The 25,990-nt window shown below is 54.5% G+C and carries 19 protein-coding genes; 14 read left to right on the top strand and 5 right to left on the bottom strand.

Annotated elements, in window-relative coordinates; all coding sequences use genetic code 11:
* Window positions 1-91 precede the first annotated feature (91 nt).
* The 5 genes from BOC67_RS07780 to BOC67_RS07760 all read left to right on the top strand — a co-directional run bounded on the left by BOC67_RS07780 (window position 92) and on the right by BOC67_RS07760 (window position 8,344).
* A complete protein-coding gene (locus BOC67_RS07780) occupies window positions 92-1,465 on the top strand; it encodes a glycoside hydrolase family 71/99-like protein (RefSeq protein WP_291909017.1) in 1,374 nt (457 codons plus the stop codon).
* A gap of 99 nt (window positions 1,466-1,564) precedes the next feature.
* Window positions 1,565-4,702 carry a TonB-dependent receptor gene (locus BOC67_RS07775; RefSeq protein ID WP_291909013.1) on the top strand — a complete coding sequence of 1,046 codons (3,138 nt, stop codon included), beginning with the start codon at window positions 1,565-1,567 and terminating at the stop codon, window positions 4,700-4,702.
* An 11-nt stretch (window positions 4,703-4,713) separates the two neighbouring features.
* Window positions 4,714-6,561 (top strand): RagB/SusD family nutrient uptake outer membrane protein, encoded by a 1,848-nt coding sequence (locus BOC67_RS07770; protein ID WP_291909012.1) that lies wholly within the window; start codon window positions 4,714-4,716, stop codon window positions 6,559-6,561.
* 18 nt (window positions 6,562-6,579) lie between these two features.
* Complete coding sequence (locus BOC67_RS07765; RefSeq protein ID WP_291909009.1) at window positions 6,580-7,290, top strand: DUF3823 domain-containing protein; 711 nt, start codon at window positions 6,580-6,582, stop codon at window positions 7,288-7,290.
* A gap of 91 nt (window positions 7,291-7,381) precedes the next feature.
* Window positions 7,382-8,344 carry a family 43 glycosylhydrolase gene (locus tag BOC67_RS07760; RefSeq protein WP_291909006.1) on the top strand — a complete coding sequence of 321 codons (963 nt, stop codon included), beginning with the start codon at window positions 7,382-7,384 and terminating at the stop codon, window positions 8,342-8,344.
* 242 nt (window positions 8,345-8,586) lie between these two features.
* Here the strand turns inward: BOC67_RS07760 and BOC67_RS07755 are convergent, their stop codons facing one another.
* On the bottom strand, window positions 8,587-9,036 hold the full coding sequence (locus BOC67_RS07755) for a DinB family protein (RefSeq protein WP_291909004.1): 450 nt from the start codon (window positions 9,034-9,036) through the stop codon (window positions 8,587-8,589).
* Between the two features lie 214 nt (window positions 9,037-9,250).
* On the opposite strand from BOC67_RS07755, the gene BOC67_RS07750 reads away from it, so the two are divergent.
* From BOC67_RS07750 to BOC67_RS07710, 9 genes are all read left to right on the top strand, one after another.
* Complete coding sequence (locus BOC67_RS07750) at window positions 9,251-11,650, top strand: glycoside hydrolase family 95 protein (protein ID WP_291909002.1); 2,400 nt, start codon at window positions 9,251-9,253, stop codon at window positions 11,648-11,650.
* Between the two features lie 170 nt (window positions 11,651-11,820).
* Window positions 11,821-12,486, top strand: a complete 666-nt coding sequence (locus BOC67_RS07745; protein WP_291909000.1) for an Imm19 family immunity protein — start codon at window positions 11,821-11,823, stop codon at window positions 12,484-12,486.
* A gap of 116 nt (window positions 12,487-12,602) precedes the next feature.
* Window positions 12,603-14,984 carry an ABC transporter permease gene (locus BOC67_RS07740; RefSeq protein ID WP_291908997.1) on the top strand — a complete coding sequence of 794 codons (2,382 nt, stop codon included), beginning with the start codon at window positions 12,603-12,605 and terminating at the stop codon, window positions 14,982-14,984.
* Window positions 14,985-15,280: 296 nt separating this feature from the next.
* Window positions 15,281-16,540 (top strand): TolC family protein, encoded by a 1,260-nt coding sequence (locus BOC67_RS07735; RefSeq protein ID WP_291908994.1) that lies wholly within the window; start codon window positions 15,281-15,283, stop codon window positions 16,538-16,540.
* An 8-nt stretch (window positions 16,541-16,548) separates the two neighbouring features.
* On the top strand, window positions 16,549-17,610 hold the full coding sequence (locus tag BOC67_RS07730; protein WP_291908991.1) for an efflux RND transporter periplasmic adaptor subunit: 1,062 nt from the start codon (window positions 16,549-16,551) through the stop codon (window positions 17,608-17,610).
* Between the two features lie 10 nt (window positions 17,611-17,620).
* The gene (locus tag BOC67_RS07725; protein WP_291908989.1) at window positions 17,621-17,926 is read left to right on the top strand and encodes a DUF190 domain-containing protein; all 306 of its coding nucleotides are present in this window, start codon (window positions 17,621-17,623) and stop codon (window positions 17,924-17,926) included.
* Entirely contained in the window at window positions 17,923-21,069 is a 3,147-nt protein-coding gene (locus tag BOC67_RS07720; RefSeq protein WP_291908987.1) for a CusA/CzcA family heavy metal efflux RND transporter, read from the top strand. The genes BOC67_RS07725 and BOC67_RS07720 overlap by 4 nt, the downstream gene beginning before the upstream one ends.
* 159 nt (window positions 21,070-21,228) lie before the next feature.
* Window positions 21,229-22,275: an NAD(P)-dependent alcohol dehydrogenase gene (locus BOC67_RS07715; protein ID WP_291908984.1), complete on the top strand. Its 1,047-nt coding sequence runs from the start codon at window positions 21,229-21,231 to the stop codon at window positions 22,273-22,275.
* A gap of 280 nt (window positions 22,276-22,555) precedes the next feature.
* On the top strand, window positions 22,556-23,137 hold the full coding sequence (locus BOC67_RS07710) for a Crp/Fnr family transcriptional regulator (RefSeq protein WP_291908983.1): 582 nt from the start codon (window positions 22,556-22,558) through the stop codon (window positions 23,135-23,137).
* A 12-nt stretch (window positions 23,138-23,149) separates the two neighbouring features.
* Here BOC67_RS07710 and BOC67_RS07705 read toward each other — a convergent pair whose 3' ends face one another.
* The 4 genes from BOC67_RS07705 to BOC67_RS07690 all read right to left on the bottom strand — a co-directional run bounded on the left by BOC67_RS07705 (window position 23,150) and on the right by BOC67_RS07690 (window position 25,831).
* Window positions 23,150-23,770 (bottom strand): dienelactone hydrolase family protein, encoded by a 621-nt coding sequence (locus tag BOC67_RS07705; protein ID WP_291908980.1) that lies wholly within the window; start codon window positions 23,768-23,770, stop codon window positions 23,150-23,152.
* Between the two features lie 78 nt (window positions 23,771-23,848).
* A complete protein-coding gene (locus tag BOC67_RS07700) occupies window positions 23,849-24,784 on the bottom strand; it encodes a ring-cleaving dioxygenase (RefSeq protein WP_291908978.1) in 936 nt (311 codons plus the stop codon).
* 17 nt (window positions 24,785-24,801) lie between these two features.
* On the bottom strand, window positions 24,802-25,104 hold the full coding sequence (locus BOC67_RS07695) for a hypothetical protein (RefSeq protein ID WP_291908976.1): 303 nt from the start codon (window positions 25,102-25,104) through the stop codon (window positions 24,802-24,804).
* Between the two features lies 1 nt (window position 25,105).
* The gene (locus BOC67_RS07690; protein WP_291908975.1) at window positions 25,106-25,831 is read right to left on the bottom strand and encodes a pirin family protein; all 726 of its coding nucleotides are present in this window, start codon (window positions 25,829-25,831) and stop codon (window positions 25,106-25,108) included.
* Window positions 25,832-25,990: the final 159 nt, after the last annotated feature.

Genomic DNA, 25,990 nt, shown 5'->3' with positions numbered 1-25,990 from the left:
CTGATTTTATAGGGTTTGTTAATGGTCCGGGAGTTTCTTTGTACTCCACGTTAGGCCAAAGTCAATTCACCGTAATCAGATTATTTCAGCCATGAAGGTGCTCAGACAGCTATTGTTTACGCTATTTTATTCCACGTTTGCAGGCAGCGCATTTTGTCAGCTGCCTGCTGTAAATGCATCCCTGCCGGCGGAGGTCCGCGTAAAAGACCTCCCTGGCCGGATGACCTCCCGCCGCTTTGTTACTTCCCCGGGTGTAATCCCGGCTTCTCCCGTTCTGCAGGAAAGTACGTTCCGTTACCCCTCTTACAAAGGGCTGGTGATGGCGGGCTACCAGGGCTGGTTTAACACCCCTGGCGACGGCGCTGGCCGTGGGTGGCATCATTATGAGCGCCGCGGCAGGTTTGCTCCCGGCTCCTGCGAGATAGACTGCTGGCCGGATATGCGGGAATATGAAAAGCAATACCCCACGCCGTTTCGTTTTGCGGACGGCAGCGTGGCCCGGGTATTTAGTCCGTATGATACCTCCACGGTGGACCTGCATTTTAAATGGATGAAGGACTATGGTATCGATGGGGTGTTTATGCAAAGATTTGTAGCGGAGATCCGGAACGCCAGCGGCCGGCAGCATTTTAACACGGTACTGAAAAGCGCCATGGCGGCTGCACGCCGGAACGACCGTGCCATTTGTATCATGTATGACCTCAGCGGGATGCACCCCGGGGAGGAGCAGCTGCTCCTCCGCGATATTGACACGCTGGCGCAGGTCTATGGCCTCCTGGAAAAGGACGGTAAAACTTCCCCAACCTATCTGCATCATCACAAGAAGCCGCTGGTAGCGGTGTGGGGCGTGGGCTTTAACGACAACCGCGAATATGGCTTCGGCGAGGCGGCCACGATTGTAGCGGGGCTGAAGCAGCGTGGATTCAGCGTCATGGTCGGCGTGCCCACCTGGTGGCGGGCGTTCGGCAACGACGCCCTGCACGATGAAGCCCTGCACGATATTATCAAACAGGCGGACATCGTGGCGCCCTGGTTTGTAGGGAGGTATGAGCAGTCGACCTATCCTGCGTTCCAACCGCAGATCGCAAAAGATATCCAATGGTGTAAGGCCAATAATGTGGACTACGTACCGCTGGCATTCCCGGGATTTTCCTGGCGGAATATGAACGGCCCCGGCGCCCGCACCATCGCGCGCAACAGGGGCGCCTTCTTCTGGCAGCAGGTGGCCGGCGCTAAGGCCGCCGGCGCTGAAATGCTTTACATCGCCATGTTCGATGAAATGAATGAGGGCACTTCCATTTTTAAATGCGCCACCGTCAGCCAGTTGCCGCTGCACCCCGGCGGCGTGTTTGCAGGTATTGAAGACGACCTGGGCAGCGATTACTACCTCTGGCTCGCAGGGCAGGCGGCGGGCTGGTTCCACGGCAAAAAAGGCTATTCCGCACAACAACCAAAACGCAGATAAAAAATGAAAAAATGAACATCAAGCTACTATCAATGACAGATTAACTGATTCAAATTCCACTATCCCCGCTGTTAGAATGCTCTTTAAACTATTTACATCATGAAAAAAGTCTATTACGTATTGTTACTCTGCCTGCTTCCCCTATACCTGATGGCCCAGCAGGTGGCCGTCAAAGGGCGGGTAACAGATGAAAAAGGGGCGCCGGTGTTTGGAGCCAACGTTGTGCTGGAGAACGACGCCAAACGCCTGGGCGGCGGTTACACCAACGAAAACGGTGAATATACCGTGCATGCCGGTTCCACTGCTACAAAGGTGACGGTTTCCTTTGTAGGCTACAAAGCTGAAACGCAACTTATCAACGGCCGCAGTACCATCGATTTTGTATTGCAGCTGTCCAATTCCAGTTTAAACGATGTGGTGGTCGTAGGGTACGGCAACCAGAAGAAGGCCACCGTAGCGGGTTCCGTTGCTACGCTGAGCGCAAAGGAACTCACCGTTACCAAAAATGAAAACGTGGTGAACATGCTCTCCGGTAAAATTGCCGGCGTGCGCACCGTGCAGCTGAGCGCCGAACCAGGTTCCTTCAACACCCAGTACGACATCCGCGGGATGGGCGGCACGCCGCTGATCATCATCGACGGCATTCCCCGCAGCTCCGGGGATTTGAGCCGCATGAACCCGGACGAAATCGAAAGCCTGTCCGTCCTGAAAGACGCTGCTGCGGCCATTTATGGCGTTAAGTCCGCCAACGGCGTAATAGTGGTCACCACCAAACGGGGCGCAAAAAACGACAATGGCAAATTCAATCTCAACTATTCCATTAACCAAAGCTGGCAGCAATTCCTCAGCGTACCGCAGGGCGTGGGAGCGGTGGACTTCATGTTGCTCACCAACGAAAGAGATTATTCCGGATTCAATAACTTCTTCGCGCTGCGGTCGCCCACCTACTCCGATGCCAACATCAGCGAATACCTGAGCGGCAACAAGCAGGGCTCCGACTGGATGGGCGCTATCACCCGCAAATCCGCCCCGCAAACGCAGCACAACGTATCCTTAAACGGCGGTACGGATAAAGTGCGGTACTACTTCGGCTTCGGCTACCTGAACCAGGGCAGCATCTTCAAAACCAACGCCATCAATTACGATAAATATAACTTCCGCTCCAACGTGGACGTTACGCTTACCAAACGTTTACGCGGCGGCGTGAATGTATCCGGTTACGTGGATAACAAGAATACGCCGCAGGGAAGGTCCGTTTGGGAAATCCTCAAGTATGCGATGAACTACCAGCCCACCGTGCCCATCTACGCCAACAACAACCCGCTCTACCCCGGCGTGACGGACGAAAACGGGAACCCCGTGGCGCTGATCGATAATAACCTCGTGGGCAACAGCAGTTATAAGAACAAGAACTTCCAGGGCCAGGCCTACCTGGAATATGACATCCCCGGCGTGGAAGGCCTTTATGCCAGGGGCGTGTACAACTACGGCATGGGCATGGCGGATAACACCACCGGTAAAAAAACATACAACCTCTATTTGTACGATGCGCAAAACGACCTGTACATACCTTCTGCCGTGAATTCGCCTTCCTGGGTAAACCGTGGTTACTATACCTCTACCACCACGGTGATGCAGCTCTCCCTGAACTACAAACGCACATTTGCCAAACGGCACAATGTAAATGCGATGTTCCTCTATGAAGAAAATCATCAGAAAGGGGACAACTTCCAGGCGCAGCGCAACTACTCCCTCGGCATTCCTTATTTGTTTGCAGGCGATAATGCGGATCAGCGCGGCTCCATGGATGGCAACGGCCTGTATGAAACTGTGATGAAAAGTTTGATAGGCAGGGTAGGGTATGATTACCTGGGCAGGTATATCCTGGAAATGACGGTGAGGAATGACGGCAGCAGCCGCTTCAGTCCGGCCGCAAGATGGGGCCTGTTCCCTGCGGTACTCGGCGCATGGCGCATCAGCGAGGAGCCATTCGTGCAGCGCATCATAGATCCGCGCATCCTCTCCAACCTGAAAGTACGTGGATCCTACGGTATTCTCGGGGATGATGCGAACATCAATTACCAGTGGGTGGCAGGGTATAACTACCCGGGCCAGGGAGCTATACTGGGCGGTACCTATGTAAACGGGATCAACTCCCAGGGCGTGACCAACCAGCAGTTCACCTGGTTGAAATCAAAAACCTTCAACGTGGGTTTGGATATGGACCTCTGGAATGGTTTATTGTCCGGCTCGGTGGACTACTTCGTCCGCAACAGGACCGGCCTGCCGGCCGCAAAGAGCGCGCAGGTGCCGGGCACCGTGGGCTTGCCGCTGCCGCTGGAAAACCTCAACAGCGATCAGAATACGAGTTTTGAAATCGTGCTGGGGCATCGCAGCAAGGTGGCAGGGATACAATACAACATCTCCGGTAATGTGGCCTTTACCCGCGCAAAAAATATTTATGCGGAGCAAACCCGCCAGGGCAATTCCTACCTGAATTATAAGAACAACCTGAACAACCGCATTGCCAACATGTGGTGGGGGCCTTTATACGGCGGGCAATTCACCAGTTACGACCAGATATACAATTATCCCATAAATACCGGTGGCGGCAACCAGGCGGTATTGCCGGGCGACTACTACTACCAGGATATCAACGAGGATGGGGTGATTGATGATAAGGACCAGGTACCTATCGCGATCCGTGATAAGCCGATGGTGAACTTCGGTATGACCATTGGCGCCAGCTGGAAAGGCTTTGACCTGAACGTCCTGTTGCAGGGCGCGGCGAACTTCCACGTGGAGTACGACGAACAGTATGCGGAGCCGTTGATGTTTGGCCGCAGCGCGCTGGTGCAGTTCCTGGACAGGTGGCATCCGGCGGACCCGAAGGCCAATGTATTTGATCCGAAAACGGAATGGGTGGCCGGCAATTACCCGATCACGGGCAGGCCGCGGGCCCAGGGCGATAAGGCGGTGCAGAACGCCAGCTACCTGCGGGTGAAATCACTGGAGATCGGTTATAACCTGCCGCATCAACTGCTGAAAAGGGTAGGGGTGCAAAACCTGCGCATCTACGGCAACAGCTATAATTTGGCTACCATCACGGGCTTGAAATATTCAGATCCGGAGCATCCCGGTAAATCCGGCGGCAACCAAAACTGGGACTATGGCCAGGCTGGTTACCTCTATCCGCAGAACAGGACTTATAGTGTAGGCGCTTCCGTAACCTTCTAAACTACTTCAATATGAAACTGAAATACTTGGTGCTGATCCTTACAGGGCTTGCCTTTGGCGCCTGTAATAAGCTGGATGTAGCGCCGCTCAATATCATCAAGGACCAGGACATCTTCACCAGCGAAACAGGAGTGAATGCCTACCTGGCCAGCATCTACGGCAGCATGCCAATAGAGGATTTCATCTACCGCCCGGAGAGAGGTTTCATGAATGGCGACGGGGAAAGGTGGCAGAACTTCATGCAGCCGGGTAACCTCACCGGCGAAATGGTGGGGCGGTACAACGTGGGCGATGCGGCGCAGGGCTTCGGCTTCTGGCCGTACGACAAAATCCGTACGATCAATTACATGATCGTCAACTTCCCGAAATATGCCGGGGCTTTTACGCAGGATAAATTCAACCAGTTACTGGGGGAGGCCTACTTCTGCCGCGCCTACTTCTACTTTGCGCTGGTGAAGCGTTATGGCGGCGTGCCCATTGTGAAAACGCTGCAAAGCTACCCGGAGCAAAGTATAACCGATTTGAGCGTGCCGCGCAACAAGGAGCAGGAAGTCTATGATTTCATTGGTTCCGACCTCGACAGCGCCATTGCTTTGATGGGCGACGCCAACATCCGCGCGCGGGCAAATAAGTATGTAGCGGCCGGTTATAAATCCCGCGCCATGCTGTATGCCGGCACTATTGCCAAATACGGCGCAACGAATTATGTAGACGGGGAAGCGCGGCAGAAAGGGCTGGCCGGCATCCCGGCGGACCAGGCTACCCGCTACTTCCAGGCAGCGTATGACGCGGCGAAGCTGGTGGAAGGGCATTACAGCCTGTATCGTAAAAACGATAACAAGGAGCAGAATTATGTGGACCTGTTCCTGGACCAGAGCAGCCCGGAATCCATGTACGTGAAGGACTACTCGATGTCTACCGGTACGGCGCATAGCTGGGACGCGACCATGACCTGCCGGTACATGACGGCGGACGGTGACGCTGCCTGTTACCCCACGCTGGACCTGGTGGAAAAATTCACCGGTCCTTTACCGATCACCAATCCCGATGGCACGCCTAAACGATTTGACGACCGCGCTGCCCTCAAACAGGGGCTGGAGCCGCGTTTGCTGGCCAGCATCTATTTCCCGGGCGCTACGCTCCGTGGTAAGGAGTTCGATATCCAGCGGGGTATTTATAAAAAATTCAATGGCACCGCCGCGGAGGAACTGGCCAACAACAATACTTCCGTATGGGACCAGCCGGATAACCTCATCGTGTCCGGCGATATCAACCAGCTGTACAATGGCCGCCGCGTGATGGGCCTGGCCGGTATGTTTGCCACTGCCGGCAACGATAGCCGAACGCGTACAGGCTTCTACGTTAGAAAGTATATCAACTATAAGGCGGACCAGGCTACCTGCGGATTATACCAAAGCGTGCAAAGCTGGATAGACATGCGTTATGCCGAGGTGCTGCTCAACAGGGCGGAAGCGGCGATGGAGCTGGGCACGGCGGACAAGACGGCGGACGCGCTCAATGTGATCAACCAGCTGCGGGACCGCGCCGGCGCTGCGCCGGCAGGCGCCAACATCACCATTGATACGGTGCGTAACGAGCGCATGAAAGAACTCGCGTTTGAACACCATAGCTGGTGGGACCTCCGCAGATGGCGTATAGCCGACAAGGTGCTGGATAATACCCGTTTCTATGGCATCTACCCTTATTGGATAGAAAACGAAAACAAGTACATCCTGCTGAAGCAGGAAGAGATGGGGCACCGCAGCTTCTTTTTTGAAAAGAAATGGTATTACGAGCCGCTGCCGGGAGGCGAGTTGGGTAAGAATCCTAACCTCTATCCCAATAACCCCGGTTACTAATTTTTAAACTTTAGCATTATGAAACGATTAATAAACGGCCTCCTCGTTGCAGCCATGTGCTGTATGGCAACGTCCTGTTCCAAAAAGGACAATTATGCAGGGCCGGATGCGACTTTCTCCGGGAACCTTATCAACAGCGTAACGGGCAAAAATCTGCTCACGGAAACCGGCGGCTTCCAGGTACAGCTGGAAGAACTCAGCTGGAGCAGCACGCCCGCGCCCTATAATATTCCTGCCAAGCCGGATGGCAGCTTCAGGGATACGCGCATTTTCAGTGGTCATTACCGCGTAGTGCCGCGTAACGGCGCTTTCTGGCCGGTGGATACCGTGGAGCTGGACATTGCCGGCAATACGACGAAAGACTTTACCGTAACGCCTTACCTGGAAATTAAAAACTTCAGCTGGAAGCTTAACGGTACCACCCTGCAGATGACGTTTAACCTCTTTGCGCCTAAGGCAGCGGGATTGCCAAAGGTGCTGGATGTGCAGCCTTTCGTCAACAACACGCCGTTTGTAGGCAGCGGCGCTACTATCTATGACGTCTATACGGGGCCGAATATTTTAGGGATCAACGCCAGCTACAGCGATGATATGGCCAAGACCTCCTATACGGTAACGGTGCCCAACCTGCTGAGCGGCCGCACCTTCTACGCACGTGTAGGCGTGCGCGTGGACGACAGCAATAAAAAGTTTAATTACTCAGAAATAGTCAGGGTGGATGTACCCTGATGGTTCTTCATACAGCAGGAGAGGGGCGTCTGCCCTTCTCCCCTTTAAGATATCATTTAGCCCAATCAGATAATATAACCAATACATGGAAATGCATTTGAAAAAAAATTACAGGAGCGTACTCCGCTCCATGCTTGCCGGATCTTTGTTTACAGTCGCGGCAGCCCTGGCCGCCGCAGATTGCCAGGCGCAGCAGAATCCTTTTGTCAGGGACATCTACACGGCAGACCCTTCCGCGCATGTATGGGCGGATGGCCGGCTCTACGTGTATCCTTCCCACGATGTGGCGCCGCCGAAGGGTTGCGACCTGATGGACCGCTATCATGTGTACTCCACGGATGATATGATCCACTGGAAGGATCACGGGGAGATATTGCATTCCGGCCAGGTGCCCTGGGGCCGTAAGGAAGGCGGATTTATGTGGGCGCCGGACTGCGCGTATAAAAACGGCGTGTATTATTATTACTTTCCCCATCCCAGCGGGACGGACTGGAACAAGACCTGGAAAATAGGCGTGGCCACGAGTACCAAACCGGCGAGTGATTTTAAAGTGCAGGGCTACATCGAAGGATTGGAATCCCTGATTGATCCGTGCGTGTTTGTGGATGACGACGGGCAGGCTTACTTTTATTACGGTGGCGGGGGCAAATGCATGGGAGGCAAGCTGAAAGAGAATATGGTAGCCATCGACGGGGAGATGCAGCCCATGGAAGGGCTGGTGGATTTCCACGAGGCTACCTGGGTGCATAAACGCAACGGGATCTATTACCTTTCTTATTCGGATAACTATGATAAAGACGGGAAGCATAACCGTTTGTGTTACGCGATGAGTAAGAGCCCGCTGGGCCCCTGGGAGTACAAGGGCGTGTATATGGCCTCTACGGACAGTTATACCAACCACGGTTCCATCGTGGAGTACAAAGGGCAGTGGTATGCGTTTTACCACAACAGCTCCTTATCGCACCACGACTGGCTCCGCAGCATTTGCGTGGACAAGCTTTACTACAATCCAGATGGTACTATTCAGCTGGTGAAGCAAACAACAGGTAAGTAAACTTTTGCTTTGCGGTAGCATCCAGTTAATCTTAAGCAGCAACGCAACGTTACCTGTGCGGCCCTGGCTGATCAGTGGCGGCGCCGTTGCGCAGCAGGGTAAATAACCAGTACCCTTTAAAAACCACGGGGAGCCGGCATACCGCCTTGCAAATCCCATTGCCCGGCCGGGACCACCGCTCCCCGTGCAATTAAATCTCTCCCCAAAAAAATAAGAAAATAACAAAGAGGCGATTGCGCCTCCTATCCGCCGAACTGCCGCAGGTGATGGTCCGTATGCTTATAGGCCAGGATGCCTACCTGGGCGCCGGTCATTTTCCCGAAGAAGGGGTGCATGATGGGGGTATCCGCATGCTGCTCATGTTCCTGCAGGAGGGTGATCCATTTGGCCTTTAATTCGGGGAAGGTTTGTACCACGTTGCCGGAGACTTTTAAGGACGGATCGGTAGGAGTGCTGCGTTTCAGCGGCTCATCGTTTTTGGTGAGGGAGCGGAGCGCCATCCTGCCGAAGATCTTGCCTATGAGGTTCTGGCGAAATTGGGATTTGTTGAGCGCCAGGTCCTCCCAGAGGATGCAATGGTACATCATCTGGTGGATGGTCATTTTGCCCCACTGTGCGGGGTTTGTTTCCTGTAATGCCTGAATGCGGGTGATCAGTGCAGCGCGGTCCGCCGCATTATGAATTGTTTTCATGGTATGTTTTTCAACTGGTCAAAATTACCGACTGCCCCTGTTGCGCAAGCGGGGCGAGTGCGACTTAAAGTGGGGTAAATGCGACGGCCCCTTTCTGCTCCTGGAATCGGTTGAAATGTGGCAGGTATCAGACTAACCCTTATATATTTCCGACCCCTGGTTTGCATAATTGTCCCCTTCTGATTACTTTAGCGGCTGTGTTAAAATAAATTTCATGCGATTGAAATGCCATTACCTGTTGTTGTTGGTATTGCCGTTATCCGTTTTTGCCCGGCAGGGCCAGGATTTGCGGCTTTGGTACAAAACCCCTGCCCGTCATTTTGAAGAAGCGCTGCCCATCGGCAATGGCCGCATGGGCGCCATGGTGTACGGCGGCGTTGAAACCGAACGGTTATCCCTGAACGAAGAAACGTTATGGTCCGGCGGCCCGGTGGACCCGCATATGAACCCCGCCGCCAAAAACTACCTGCCGGCCGTAAGGGAAGCCTTGTTCCGCGAGGATTACCGGGCAGCGGATTCCCTGATGAAGTTCATGCAGGGGAAGTATTCGGAATCGTATATGCCGCTGGGCAACCTCTTGCTGGAGGTAAATCACGGCGGCAAACCGGTAACGAATTACCAGCGCAGCCTGGATATACAGCGGGCCGTCAGCACGGTGAGCTATGAGGTGGATGGCGCCAGGTATAAAAGAGAATATTTTGTTTCCTACCCGGACCAGGTGATGGTGATCCGGCTGACGGCCACGGGCAAGGGTACACTGAACCTGGCAGCCAGGTTTAACAGCCTGCTCCTGCACCAGGCCACTGCGGGGAAGGGGCAGCTCACGCTGAAAGGGTTTAGCCCGGTGCATGTGGAGCCGAACTACCGGAATTCCGCCAACCCGGTGATCCAGGACACGGCCCATGCCATGCGCTTTACGGCGATGCTGAAAGTGCTGCAATCCGATGGAAAGCAGGAGTGGAAGGATAGTACCTTGCGGATATCCGGCGCCGGGGAAGTAGTGCTGCTCCTGTCTATGGCTACGAGTTATAACGGCATCGATAAAAATCCCGGTACGCAGGGCAGAGATGAAATGCGGCTGGCGGGCGATTACCTGGAAAAGGCTGCTGCGGTGAAATACCCGGCGTTGTACAGCCGGCACGAAAAGGATTTCAGGAAGTATTTTGACCGGGTATATTTTCATTTGGGAGATAGTAACCTGCAGCAGCTCACCACGGCTGAGCGACTGCAACGTTTTTCCCAGGGGCAGACGGACAATGGGCTGATTGCGCTTTACTATCAATACAGCAGGTACCTGCTCATCAGCTCCTCCCGGCCGGGCGGCATTGCCGCCAATCTGCAGGGAATCTGGAATGAGGCCCTGCGGGCGCCCTGGAGCAGTAATTTCACGACGAACATCAACGCGGAGATGAACTATTGGGGCGTGGAAACCGGCAACCTGTCCGAATTCCATGAGCCCCTGCTGAGTTTGACGGAGCGGCTGCAGCGCAGCGGCGCCGTCACTGCAAGAGATTATTACAACTGCGGCGGCTGGGCGTGTAACCATAACACGGACCTCTGGGCGATGACCAATCCCGTTGGCGCTTTTGGGGAAGGCGATGCGCAGTGGGCCAGCTGGCCCATGGGAGGCGTATGGTTAAGTACGCACCTGGCGGAGCATTACGCGTTTACTGGCGACAAGCAGTTCCTCGCTGAGAAGGCGTTGCCGGTGATGGAAGGCGCGGTGCAGTTTTGCCTGGACTTTTTGGTGAAGGATAAAAAAGGTTACCTGGTAACGGCGCCGGCTACTTCGCCTGAAAATATTTACATCATACCTGCCACCGGCTATCATGGCGCGGTGGCCTATGGCGCTACGGCAGACCTGGCGATGATCCGGCAGTTATTTACGGATTACCTGCAGGCAGCGGCAGCCCTGAACATGCAACGGCCGCTGGTAAAGCAGGTGCAGGCCGCCTTGCAGCAACTCTATCCCTACCAGGTGGGTAAAAAAGGCAACCTGCAGGAATGGTATTACGATTGGGAGGATCAGGACCCGCATCACCGGCATTTGTCGCATTTATTTGCCGCCTATCCCGGCAACAGTATTACGACTACGGCCACGCCTACACTGGCGGACGCCGTGCGTAAATCCCTGGAGATACGCACCAACGACGGCACGGGCTGGGCCATCACCTGGCGCATTAATTTATGGGCGCGGCTCCGCAACGGGGAGCGGGCTTACGATGCGCTGAAGAAGCTGCTGCGTTTCATTGGTAACGAAGGCGGTATTAAGATGACCGGCGGCGGCACGTATGCCAACCTGTTCTGCGCGCATCCGCCGTTTCAGATAGATGGTAATTTTGGCGGCGGGGCCGGTATTGCGGAAATGCTGCTGCAAAGTCACCAGGGCTTTGTGGAGCTGCTGCCGGCATTGCCGGCGGAATGGGCTGATGGAACGGTAAAAGGCTTATGCGCCAGGGGAGGATTTGAGGTGAGCATGCAGTGGGAGCAGGGGCGGTTAAAAAGCGCAGAGGTGCTCTCCCGCAACGGCGGAAAGCTGCTGGTGAAGTATGGCGGTCAGCAGCGGGAAATGGCCACCGTGGCCGGGAAGAAGTATGACATCCGGTTCCGGTAAGATCCGGGAGGCAGCTTGATTTTCGTATATGCGGGATGGTTATATGCCGGTACGAGCGGTATATAGTTGATTGATGACAGAACAAATGTATATATTTGTAATGAGAAAGGAGTCTGCCACAGATTTCTCTTCATTGCACACAAAATAACTATTACCACGACCTGGAAACAATGGAATTATCTTTAGCTAACCGTAACTTTTGCCTCTTTCTGCTGACCCAGTTCCCTTTTGCCTCTAGCGATGACCTGGAAATAATGCTATCCGATTACCTGTTTGAACATTTTGACATGCCTTCCGAGGATTGGTTTACTGAACTGACGGGCTCAGAGGAGGAAGAGCCCTGGAACGGCTATACCTATGCGCATCCGTTGAACGGCCAGGTGACCTTCTACGCGGAGTTTCATCCGCATGAAACCGTGTACTTTTTCAATGATACCTACCTTGGCAATACCGGCGGCCATTTTCACCTGTCCCTCTTTAGCTGGGAAGAGCTGAAAGCTATTACGGAGAAGGCCACGCAAAACCGCTCCCTTTTATTTTTACTCCTGCTGCCGCTCGCCGTGGGCAATGCCGCTGAACAGGCGGAAATTGAAGCGGAGATTGCGCAGCACCTGCAACAAACCAGTTTGCAGCTGAATGCGGAGCAGCTGGGCCTGATCACGAAATTTCTCAGTCGCCACCTGATCTTTGAAGATCATGAGCAGAATGTATTTGAGGAACTGAAAAATGTAGGTCCCGTGATTAACCGCAGCCATTCTGAAAGGAGCCGGAAGAAGGAGGACGAGGAGTTGGCGGCCGTGAATGAAACGATCCGGTTGGCGTTGGGATTGATGTAACAACCGCAAACGGACACCATTTGTCCGGATGCGGACAAACTACCATTCCTGCCCATATTGATACTCAACCACATAGCTGCCTGGCATAAACCCTGCGATGACGTATATTTATGCAAATGAATTTCCGTAACCTGAAATTTGCCTGGCGCAACCTGTGGAAGGACCGCTTCTACTCACTGCTCAACGTGACAGGGTTGGCCGTGGCCATGGCCGCCTTCCTGCTGATCATGCAATATGTGAAGTTTGAAAGGAGTTATGAAAACTGCTATCCGGATGCGGATAACATCTGGCGCGTTACGCTCAACCTCTACAAGGACGGCGCCTTTGTGACCACCGATTGCGAAACGCATCCTCCCCTGGCCGCGCAGCTGAAGCAACAAATGCCGGAAGTAAAGGATGTGGTGCGCATACAGCGTATAGGCGAAAGCGAAGTGACTACCTCCACGCACCAGGCCTTCCTGGAAGACGGTTTGTACGCCGTGGATCCGTCCGTATTTTCCATCTTCCCCCAGCGATTTATTGCCGGCGATCCGCAGAAGGCCCTGCGGGGCCCGATGGAAGCCGTACTAACGGCCTCGACTGCACGACGCTACTTCGGCAATGCTGACCCGGTGGGGAAGTCGCTGGTGCTGCGTGGCAACACCCTCACCGTCACCGGCGTCATAGCGGATATGCCTCCCAATACACACCTGCGGATGAACGTGCTGATGCCTCTCCGGATCGTAGAGAAATTCGGTATTTTATTAGACAGCTGGGGAGGCAACAACAACTACCTCTACCTGCAAATGCGGCCGGGTACGGACCTGCAGGCGTTTAACCGCAAGCTGTGGGCCTTTAGCGCAGCGCATCCGCAGCTGAAAGACAAGCGCTATGTAGCGGAAACCATCAAGTCCATTCACCTGTACTCTAAAAAATCCTTTGAGCCGGACGTTAACGGGGACGCACAAACGGTGCGCTTCCTGCTGATCGTGGCTTACCTGCTGCTGCTCATCGGCATTATCAATTACGTAAATCTCACCACCGCCCGTTCGGCATCGCGACTAAAAGAAGCGGGCATCAAAAAAATACTGGGCGCCTCCCGCTGGGCGGTCATCCGGCAATTCCTCGCGGAATCCCTGCTGATCAACCTCCTGGCGTTTGCTGTGGCGCTGCTGCTGATATGGGCGGCTATTCCGTTTTATAACAATATCGTCGGCAATGCCGCTACTACGGGCATCTTTACCAACCCGCAGTTCTGGCTGACCTGCGTGGCATTGTTCATTGTAAACGGGCTGCTGTCAGGGTTGTATCCGGCTTACGCCATGTCGTCCGCCAATATGGTGAGCGCGCTTAGCCGCAGCTTTACCGGCAACCTGCAAGGGGGCGGCCTGCGGAAAATACTCGTGGTGGGGCAGTTTACCATCGCGTCCGTAGTGCTGGTAGCCTCCCTGGTGATGTATAAGCAGCTGTCGTTTATGAAGCAGCAAAGCCTGGGTATGAATACGGACCAGGTGCTGGTCGTCGGCGCGCCGAACCTGCTGAACGATTCGACCAGCTACCGCGCATTCAAACAGGAACTCCGGCAACTGGCCCGGGTGGAAAAGGTGAGCCTTGCGGGCTGTATGCCTGGCCTGGGGCTGGAAACGCTGTCCACTACCTCCAACGTTACCCGCCTGGGAGATACTCGGGCATCCAGCTATAACTACTACCTGTACGGCATTGACGCTGACTTTATACCCGTGCTGGACCTGCAGCTGCTGGCAGGGCGCAACTTCATTCCCGGCAGCGATAATCACCTGCGGGTGATCATCAACGAGGAAGCTTGCAGGCTACTGGGCTTTGAGCGCCCGGAAGCGGCAGTAGGGCAGCAGCTTAACTTCTGGGGAGGTCAATCTACCGTTGTAGGCGTCATTAAAAATTTCCACCAGCGCTCTTTGAAAGAAGCGCTGCTGCCCATGATCTTTCCGTTCATTAATAACGAAGCCAGCTACTTTGCGGTGAAGATGAGCAGCCAGGATATCCGTGGTACCCTCTCGTCCGTCGAAGCGGTCTGGAAGCGGATGTTTCCCGATCATCCCCTCCGGTATTTTTTCATGGACGATGCCTTTAACCAGCAATACCAGGCGGACGAACGGCTGGCGCAGCTGATCAACATCTTCTCCGTATTTACCCTGTTTGTGACCTGCCTGGGGCTGATGGGGCTGGCGGCATTCAACGTATCCCGCCGTACCCGCGAAATCGGTATCCGTAAAATACTGGGGTCCAGCGTGGCCGGCATCATCGGGTTGCTGACGAAGGATTTCATCCGCCTGGTTTTGGTGGCCATCGTCATCGCTACCCCTGTTGCCTGGTGGGCGATGAACGCCTGGCTGCAGGATTTCGTGTACCGGATCAGTATTCCCTGGTGGGTGTTTGCCGTCACCGGCGGATTGATGATGGTGGTGGCCGTAGGGACTATCGGTTTGCAATCCGTGAAGACGGCGATGATGAACCCGGTGAAGAGTTTGCGAAGCGATTGAGTATCCCGGTAGCTTCGATGGCGAGGCTGCGCCCGCAGCCCCGCCCATTTCTAATAAATTTCTAATCCCATTCTACACCCGCTCTAACCCCCCGCCACTAACCCCGCTTTTACCTTTGCAACCGCCAACGGGAAATATTTGTTCCCCCGTAAACAGAACCTCTGCCAGAATTGTTCTTGTTCGGATACGGCGCCGGCTACACTGTTATTTTTTTGAGTGTCAGGGAGAGATATAGCACCGGCGCCTGATAACCTGCAACGTATGGCCTGTTGGCTTAAATGCAAAAATCCAATAGCATGATGACTATGCAAAGAAAGGTTGCCCTGATCACCCTCCTGGGAATGGCGCCTTTCATGACTATGAGCGCACAAACGCAAATGACACTCAGAGAGGCCCTGCACATGGTAAAAGCAAATAACCCCTTCCTGAAGCCCGAACGCCTGAATACCGGCATCGCACAGGCGGATGTGGTCACCGCAGGGCTACGGCCCAACCTCAGTTTGAACAACCAGACCCTCCAGCTGATCCGCGACCGCGACTTTGCGACAGGCACGCAGTTTTCCAACCCGCATAACCGCCAGGTATGGTGGCAGCTGACCAAACAGTTCCAGCTGGCGAACCAGCGGAAATACAAACAGGAAGTAGCAGGCCAGAACGTTATGGTTACCGCCAGCAACTACCGGGAACTGGAGCGCAACCTCCTGCTGGACGCCGGCGTTAAGTGGCTGGATGTATGGTACAACAAGCGCACGTTGGAACTGATCGACGAGGCGCGCACCAATATTGATACGCTGGTGGGTATTCAGCAGATCCGCCTTAAAAACCAGGTCATCAGCACCAGCGACCTTGCCCGCACCCAGCTCCTGCAGGAGCAGTATGAATTGCAATCCAAAAACGTGGACCAAACCTACCGCAACGAGCTGCAAAACCTCCGGCTGATGCTCGGCAGTGCGGACAGCGTCACCGTCAATGATACAGACTCCATTTTCACCATGCAGCTGGCCCCGGCGCTGGACAGCCTCCTCGCGCTATCCTACGCCAGCCGCGCGGATGTGGAAGCGGCCAAAGCCAACATCGAATTGTCCAAAAGCAATGTCAGGCTGCAACGCTCCCTCGCCGTGCCCGTGCCGGAGCTGGGGGTGATTTATAACCCGCAGAACACCGTGCCCTATGTAGGCTTCTTCGGCACGATCGACCTGCCGTTCTTCAGCCGCAACCAGGGGGAAATTAAAAAGTCGAAACTACTGCTGGAACAATCGCAGCAACGCCTCTCCGCCGTGCAGATGCAGGTGCAAACGGAAGTGCAGACTTCCCTGCGGGCCTACCAGGTCAGCAAGGAAACCGTGGAGAAGTACAGCGGCATCCTCAGTAAATCCCAGCAGGTGCTGGAATCCGTGAAATATGCCTATACCCGTGGCGGTACTACCATCATCGATTTCCTGGAAGCCCAGCGCAACTGGTTCGATACGGAAAAACTCTACTGCGACGCGCTGTATAACTACCGTAAAAGTTACCTGCAACTGCTTTGCGTAACCGGATTGATTAATCAACTATAACGAGCAACATGAAAAGGCTTTGCTTCATCTTAATAGCAGCACAGGGGCTGGGCATGCTCGCCTCCTGCGGCTCCTATGAGTCCCCGAAAGCCCCGGCGCATCCGGATACCAAGCCGGAGGTGACGGACAGCGGCGCGGTGATTCGCTTTCCTTCGGATAGCGTTACCCTCGGCTTTTTTAAAACGGTCACCATCACCCAGGGGGATATTAATACGGAACTCACGGCGCCGGCCAGGGTAGTGGCTACCGTAGCCCCTTCCTCTGAAAATGCGGACCAGAACCTCGTGCTCTTCGACGCGCCGGACCTCACGGTCAACTACACGGAAATGCTGCAACACATCATCAGCATCCGGCAGAAAGGCAGTATCATCCAGCAACGCAAAGCGATCATCGCGCAAAAGCAGATAGAGCTGGACCGCTTCCAGGACCTCGCCGCACACGGCGCCGGCACAGGCAAGGATGTATCAGACGCGAAGACGGACCTCATCGCCGCGCAGACGGACCTGGCCCTGGCGCAGACGGACCTCAACAACGAAAAGACGGCCATCCTCGAACATGAGTCCCGCCTGAAAATGGCCGGCTTCGAGCCGCAGGAACTCATGAAGGCGCGGGTAGGAAAAGTATGGGTGATATGCGATATGCCGGAAATACAGGTCACGAAAGTAAAGAAAGGCGGCAGCTGCCAGTTACAGTTCACTTCCTACCCGGATATGACCTTCAGCGGTACGATCGAAAGCGTAGGAGAGGTGGTGGACAATATAACGCGCATGGTTAAACTGCGTATAGGCGTGCAGGATCCCAAAGGCTTACTCCGCGCGGGAATGTACGCGAACGTTAGCTTCGGTATCGACGAAGGCAACAGCCTTTCCGTACCTAAGGAGGCGCTGCTCACCGTCCAGGGCAAGGATTATGTGTTCGTGAAAAAAGACGCAAGGACCTTCGGGCGGCAGGAAGTATTGTCCGGCCCGCAGGTAGGCAACCGCATCATCCTGTACCGCGGCGTGCAGGCCGGCGACCAGGTAGTTACCGATGGCGCCATGCAGTTAAAAGGTATTTCATTTGGCTACTAAAACACCCGTCATGCTACAGGCACAGCTTTTTATAGACAGAGATGACATGCATGGTTCTCAACCCCTGTACGAGTTCATCATGCACTTACTGCTCCACAGCAACATCAAAGGCGCTACGGCCTACCGCGGCGTGATGGGCTTTGGCGCGAACCAGCAAATGAAAAGGCCCGACCAGATATTTTCCTTTGATGAACCGCCCATCATGATCACGTTCATCGACGATGAGCAGAAAGTGCAGGACGTGCTGCGCGCGCTGCGGCAGGAATTTACAGGCGGTTTTATTGTGACTCACCAGGTACACCTATTTGAACCATGATCCGGAACATACTTATATTTTCATTACGCAACCGCTGGGCCGTGATCATCGCGGCGCTGGTATTGTCCGCCATCGGCTACTGGTGCTTCACGCAGCTCAAGATCGAAGCCTATCCCGACATTGCAGATACCAACGTGATCGTGGTGGCGCCCTACGAAGGCCGCGCCGCTGAAGAGGTAGAGCAACAGGTTACCATCCCCATCGAACGCGCGCTCAACAACGTGCCGGGCGTGCTGGACCGGCGCAGCCGCACCATCTTCGGGCTCTCCGTGGTGCAGCTTACCTTTAAGGATGGTACGGACGATTATTTTGCCCGCCAGCAGGTGATAGAACGCATCTCCACCATGGAGCTGCCGGACGGCGTAACGCCGGAGCTGGCGCCGCTGACCACCGCCGTAGGAGAGATTTACCGTTACGTGGTGGAAGCGCCGCCTAATTTTTCGCCCATGGAGCTGCGGGACCTGCAGGACTGGGTGATACGCCCTGCCATCCTGCAGGTGCCGGGCATTGCCGATGTTACCAACTTCGGCGGGCCGCTGAAACAATTTCATATCCTCACCTCGCCGGAAAAGCTGCGCAAGTACAACCTTACCCTGCAATCCGTCATAGACGCCGTGCAAAAAAATAACCTCAATACCGGCGGCAACGTGATGGAGCGGGGCGGGCAGGGCTTTGCCGTGCGCGGCCTGGGCGCCATCCGCTCGGAGAAGGATATCCAGAACATCGTACTCACCGCCGTTAACGGCACGCCCGTGTATATACGCGATGTGGCCACCGTGGAAATAGCGCCGCCGCCGCCATCCGGCGTGCTGGGTTACGCCGTGCCGGACGAAAAGCTGGATAAGATCGGCTCCCCGGAAGGCATCATCCTCCTGCGCCGGGGCGAAAATCCCAGCGAAGTGCTGAAAGTGCTGAAACAAAAAATTGCAGACCTCACCGCCACCGAGCTGCCGGAAGGCGTAAAGCTGCGGGTGTTGTACGACCGGAGCTTCCTCATCGACCATTCCCTGGAAACGGTATCGCATACACTGTTTATGGGCGTGAGCATCGTGGTGATTGTGCTGATGTTTTTCCTCGGCAGCATACGCTCCGCGCTGGTGGTAACGGCCACCATTCCGTTTGCATTGCTTTTTGCGTTTATACTAATGCGGCTCACCGGCATCCCGGCCAACCTGTTATCCCTCGGGGCGATCGACTTCGGGATCATTGTAGACGGGGCCTGCGTGATGGCGGAACACCTGATCCGCCGCTACCGTACGGCCACCGAGGAGGAGAAGCGGGGCGGCGTCATGCGCGTCACCCTGCAGGCAGCGCAGGAAGTAGGCCGGGAAATATTTTTCTCCGTGACCATTATCATCCTTGGCTATACGCCGATTTTGCTGATGACCCGCGTGGAAGGAAAACTGTTTTCGCCCATGGCCCTCACCCTGGCCTTTGCCGTCATAGGCGCCATGATCTGCGCGCTCACCTTAATCCCGGTACTGATTTCATTTGCCTATAAAAACGCTTTGTCTACCGATAAGCCTATTAAGGCCCACCGCAACATTGTGTTGGATAAGGTGGAGAAATGGTACGCCCGCTCCCTGAATTTCTTTCTTCGCTTCCACAAACAAACGGTGCTGGCAGCCGGCTTACTGGTATTGCTGCTGATGGGCCTTGGCAGCGCGTTAGGTACGGAATTCTTACCCGAGCTGGATGAAGGATCGATCTTCATGCGCTCCTTCCTGCCCGCAGGGGTGACGATCCAGGAGAACGCGAAGATAGCGCCGAAGATCAGGGAGGTGATCGGGAAATACCCGCCGGTGAAATACGTGATCACGCAAACCGGGCGTAACGACGATGGTACGGACCCCTTCCCGCCGAACAGGACGGAAATCCTCGTGGGGCTAAAGGACTATAAGCTTTGGAGCGATACCATTTCCAAAAAGGAGCTGGTACGGCGCATACAGGCGGATTTGGAGCGCAATATCCCCGGGGCAAGCTTTAACTCCGGCCAGCCCATCATCGACCAGGTGATGGAAATTGTAACCGGCAGCGCGGCGGATCTGGCCATCTCCATCGTGGGGGACGACCTGGAAATGATGCGCCGCAAGGCGGATAGTATAGCCCTTATCGTTAGGGGCACCGAGGGCGCCGCTTCCGTGAATATTGAGCAGGAAGGCACCCAGGCGCAGCTGGCCATCCACATCAACCGGGAAAACGCCGCGCGCTTTGGCATTAACGTCAGCGATATCCAGAATATGATAGAAGCGGCCATCGGCGGGCGGGCCGTGGGAACCATTTACAACGGGACGAAACGGTATGACATGGTGGTCCGCTATCTCCCCGAAAACAGGAACTCCATCGATGTGATTAAAACCTTGCAGGTGCCCAGCGCCACGGGTGGACTCATACCCCTGGAGCAACTGGCGGATATCCGCTTCGTGGACGGGCAAACGAACATCTACCGCATCGACGGCAAGCGCATGATCACCGTGCGCACCAACGTCCATAACCGCGACCAGGGTTCTTTTGTGAAGGAGCTGCAGGAAAAGATCGGCAGGCAGATTCACGTGCCCAAAGGGTACAGCATCATCTACGGCGGCCAATACGAAAACCTGGAACGCGCCGGCAAACAGCTGCTGATCACCATTCCGCTGACCATCGTGATTGTATTCGTATTCCTCTTCATGCTGTTTAAAAACATGAAACATACTTTCGTGACCATGAGCTGCATCCTCGTGGCGATGGCGGGCGGCATCGTAGCCCTGTTCATACGCGGCTATCACTTCAACGTATCCGCCGGCGTGGGCTTTGTGTCGATATTCGGGATTTCCGTGATGGCAGGCGTGTTGCTCGTGTCCGCCCTGAACCGGGAAATTTATAAATCCGCCCTGACGGTACGGGCCTCCGTACAAAAAGTATCGGTCGACCAGCTGAAAGCCATCATGATGATGCTCATCGTCGCTATCATCGGCCTGATGCCGGCCGCGCTGAGTACCGGCATTGGTTCGGACGTACAGCGCCCGCTGGCAACGGTGATCATCGGCGGGCTGACCTCCACGCTGCTGTTTGTGCCGGTGGTCATCCCATCCCTTTACTATTGGTTGGAAAGCAATGGATATAAGCCGGGTAGTAAGCCTGCAGCGGAACCGGAGGAATAAGAATTGTCCGCATGTTGTAATAATGTCTTTTTTATTAAATTACAGCCTTGTAATCATCCGCAACGCCCGGCCAGGGCGGCGGAAAACCGGGAGCATGTTTAGGAAGACGGTCCAAGTACCGTCCGCCGCTTATTTCCAACGACAAATCAATTACTGTTTATGATTAAGACAAAAGGTTATGCTGCACAAAGTGCAGGAGCAGACCTGGCTGAATGGGCATTTGAACGCAGGGAAGTAGGACCGCACGATGTGCAGTTCGATATCCTCTACTGCGGCGTGTGCCACTCCGATCTGCACCAGATCCGCGACGACTGGTTCCCCGGCATTTACCCGATGGTGCCAGGGCACGAGATTGTAGGAAGGATCGTAAAAGTGGGCGAGCAGGTAACTAAATTCAAAGTGGGCGAACTGGCCGGCACCGGCTGTATGGTGGATTCCTGCGGGAAATGCCACAACTGTAAGGATGGTTTGGAGCAGTATTGCGACCATGGCAACATCCAGACCTATAACGCCATCAATCACTACACGGACGGGATGCCTACCTACGGCGGTTATTCCAAAACCATCGTGGTGAAGGAAGATTTCGTGCTGCGCATCCAGGAAGGCCAGCCGCTGGCCAATGTAGCGCCGCTGCTGTGCGCCGGCATCACCACTTATTCCCCGCTGCGCCACTGGAAAGTGGGCAAAGGCCATAAGCTGGCGGTATTGGGCCTGGGCGGCTTAGGCCATATGGCTGTGAAATTCGGCGTAGCATTTGGCGCGGAAGTGACCGTGTTGAGTACTTCCCCTTCCAAAGAAGCGGATGCTAAAAAACTGGGCGCGCATAACTTCCTGCTCACGTCCGACAAGGCGCAGTTTGAAGCCGCGCAAAATTCGTTTGACTTCATCCTGGATACCGTGAGTGCGCAGCATGATATCGCAGCGTATATGTCCCTGTTGAAGACGAACGGCACGCATATTTGCGTGGGGGTACCTCCTGAGCCTTCGCAGATACCTCCGTTTGCCCTGATCGCGGGCCGTAAGAGCGTAGCGGGTTCTATGATCGGCGGTTTGCCTGAAACACAGGAAATGCTGGACTTCTGCGCGGCAAATAATATTGTTTCCGATGTGGAAGTGATTGATATCAAGGATATCGCGACCGCGTATGAGCGCATGCTGAAGGGCGATGTGCGCTACCGCTTCGTGATCGATATGGCGACTTTGTAGGATTTTTTCTCGCAAAGATGCATAAGGAGCAGAGAGCGCAGAGGGGCGGATTTTTTTCTCGCAAAGGGGCATAAGGGGCAGAGAGCGCAGAGGGGCCTGCGGCCCTGGGCGGATTTTTTTCTCGCAAAGATGCATAAGGGGCAGAGAGCGCAGAGGGGGATGTTGGTTAATTTTCTATAAATGAAAAAAGAATATTCTTAACAAATAAAAAACAGGTCTTTGCGTTCTCTGCTCCTTATGCATCTTTGCGAGCAAGGAATAAGCACCTTATCTTTGGCACATGTACCAGGCAATTGATCAGTTTGTAGATAAATGTATTACGCTCACGGCGGAAGAGCGGGAGTACTTCCATTCCCTGCTCAAATTCCGGCGGGTGCGTAAACGTACTTACCTGTTGCAGGAAGGAGAGGTTTGCGACTTTGAAGCCTTTATCGTAAAAGGTTGTGTGAAAACGTATTTCCTTAGCGACGATGGCACCGAAACCATCCTGTCCTTTGCGGTGGAAAACTGGTGGGTGAGCGACTTGTACAGCTTCACCGAGCAGAAACCTTCCAATATGTTTATCGAAACCCTGGAAGACAGCGAGTTGCTGCTGATCGATTACAAAAGCAAGCAGCAACTGTTTGAGCGGGTGCCAAAATTTGAAACCATGTTCCGCTTGCTGGTGCAGCGCTCCCTGTTCGCGTTGCAGCGCCGCTTCCATAGCCTCGTATCGCAAACGGCGGAGCAGCGCTATATTGCGTTTACGGAAAAATACCCCGAGATCGTACAGCGGGTCCCTCAAAACCAGATTGCCCGCTACCTGGGCGTGTCCCCGGAGTTTTTAAGTAAAGTGCGGGGCGCCATGCATAAAAAAAGGTAAGCCGGTTAAGGCTTACCTGAATACCAGCCGGTTTGCTTCTTTGATTTCGTCTATCGTAATCGTATGGCCCATCTGAGGATATATCGTTGCGGTTACGTCAGCCCCCATTTGTTGCAACAGATCAGCGGACGCATGTACCCTTGCTACCGGTACGTGGAAGTCAGGGTCGCTGCTGCCGATATAGACCGGCGTTTGCTCAAAGTTTCCTTTATAGTTTTCCGGGTAGATGCGATCGCCGATGAGGCCACCGGTAAAAGCTACTATACCACCGTACCGGGCGGCATGCCGGGTGGTAAATTCCAGCGTCAGGCAGGCCCCCTGCGAGAATCCCAGGAAGTAAATATTTTCTTTTGCGATGCCGGCAGCTACCGTATCCGCTACTACTTCGCTGAGTAAATCCAGCGCGCTGCTGAGCCATGGCTCGTTTTGGGCCGGCGGCGCCAAAAAGGACTGCGGGTACCAGGTGTTACCGGTAGCCTGCGGTGCAATGATCGTATAGTCTTTCACGTTAAGGTGCGGCGCCAACGTGATGATGTCCCTGGCGGATGCGCCCCGGCCGTGGATCATGATCAGCGCTTTCTTTGCGGCTGCAATGGGCGCGCCTGCGGTGATAATATTTTTCTGATGTGCCATTGAATGTTCCTTTTTTTGTAAGGCCTGCATGCAGTGCGCATACAGGCCGTTTCATGGATATGTGTATGGTGTTAAAGCCTATTTCAATACGGGCAATACTTCTTCAATTTCTTTGCGGTGCGGCTCGTATTGTTTCGGGAGCCGCAGGCCAGTGCCCAGTTCGTTCAAAGGCTCGTCTACCGTGAATCCCGGGTTGTCTGTCGCAATTTCAAACAGTACGCCGCCCGGTTCGCGGAAGTAGAGGGAGTAGAAGTAGTCGCGGTCGATTTTAGGCGTGATGTGATGGCCCGCTGCGACGATCTTTTCCCGCAATGCCATCTGTATATCGTCGTTGGCTACACGAAAAGCAACGTGGTGGTTGGTGCCGGCGGCGTTGTGGCCGCGGTCCCCGTCCGGCGTGGCCAGCAGGTCAATGATGTTGGCGTTTTCCACCGTGTCCACCGCAAAGCGGTAGCGGTTGCCTTCCTGTGCCTGCAGCGTATAGCCGAGCAGGTCAGTGAGAACCTTCGCGGTAGCGTCGATGTTTTTCAGCGTGAGGGTAGTGCTGTGGAAGCCTTTGGTGGCGGCGTCTTTTTTGATGTCGGCCGTTTCCCAGGGGAGGCGGTTATCCGCCGCGGGCGTTTCCACGAAGCTCAGCTGCAGGCCGTCCGGATCGCTGAAGCGCAGCACTTTATCGCCAAAGCGCTCGATAGTTTCTTCGTAAGGTACGTTGAACTGTTTGAAGCGCGCTTTCCAGAATTCCAGGCTGCCGGCGGGCACGGTATAGCTGATTTCAGTAGCCATGCCGGTACCGTTCTTGCCCTTGCCGATGTTCTGCCATGGGAAGAAGGTCAGGATCGTGCCGGGCGTGCCGGTTTCGTTGCCGAAGTAAAAGTGGTAAGTGCCGGGATCATCGAAGTTGACGGTTTTTTTCACCAGTCGTTGTCCGAGTACTTTTGTATAGAAATCGAGATTTTGCTGTGCGTTGCCTGCAATTGCAGTGATGTGGTGTAAGCCTAAAATATTGTTGTTCATAGTAATGATTTTAAAAGTTAGATGTCGAATGCCATGCGTATTTCGTTTTCCAGCAGTCCGCTGCCGCCGCCATAGTGGCGGATAACGCGGGTGCCGGCGGCAATGTTTCTTACCTGCGCTTCATCGGCTTCGGTTACGCCGGCGCAAAGCAGGATGCCGTCATAGGCGTTGCGTTGCAGCAGTTGCGCGGCCTCGTCCATGGAAGCGGCGATGGTTCCCTGCCAGCCGTCGTGGCTGTTGATCAGCCGGTGTACCACCTGCATGATTTCCGGATGGTAGCCTATGGCGAGCAGTTGTATGGAAGTTTTGTCTGTCATCATTTTACAATTGAATGTTCATAGGTACGTCTACTACCAGGAGGGTGGCGTTGCCGCTTTTCACCCGTCCGTCAAAGGCGGCGGTTTCGCTGATGCCGAGCGCATCGCCGGCGGAAAGCACGTGTCCGTCTATCTCTACCGTGCCGTCGATTACATATAAATAAGCGCCGTTGCCATTTTGTTGGATCGTGTATTGAAAAGTTTCATCTGCGCTGAAGCGGCCCATGCTGAGGTAGGCGTCCTGGTGGATCATGGCGGCCTTTTCGGACGCTACCGGCGCTACAAAGGTCCCGAACCGGTGATCGAACCATTCGTCTTTCAGCGTGAGGCGGCCGTAGTGCGGCGTTACATTCAGTGCGGACGGATAGATCCAGATTTGCAAAAAGCGTGTAGCCGTGTCCGTTTCATGATTGTACTCGCTGTGGAATACGCCGCTGCCGGTGCTCATCACCTGTATTTCCCCGGCGCGGATCACTTCTTCGTTGCCGAGGTTATCCTGGTGGATGAGGCTTCCTTCCAGCGGGATGGAAATAATTTCCATGTTGTCATGCGGATGCTTGCCGAAGCCTTTCTGCGCTTTCACGATATCGTCGTTGAATACACGCAGCGCGCCAAAGTGAATACGTTTCGGATTGTAGTAATCCCCGAAGCTGAAAGTCTTTTTACTATCCAGCCAGTCGTTGTATTCATGATGCCTGCTGTCTTCTTTATGTAGGATGTACTTGCTCATTTGCGTCGTTGTTTGTGATGTAAAATTGCGAAGAACTGGTCCGGCGGCAAATGAACTGGTTTAAGAACTGGTCTTAATCTAGGTTAAGATTTCCCGGGCAGTGTCCGGTGGGGTGGCGGAAAATTGAAAGTACGGGGCCATGGCAGTGAGCGTTGAATT

It is taken from the genome of Chitinophaga sp. CB10, assembly GCA_001870995.2.
Taxonomy (GTDB): Bacteria; Bacteroidota; Bacteroidia; order Chitinophagales; family Chitinophagaceae; genus Chitinophaga.
This window is presented reverse-complemented; position numbering and strand designations above follow the sequence as displayed.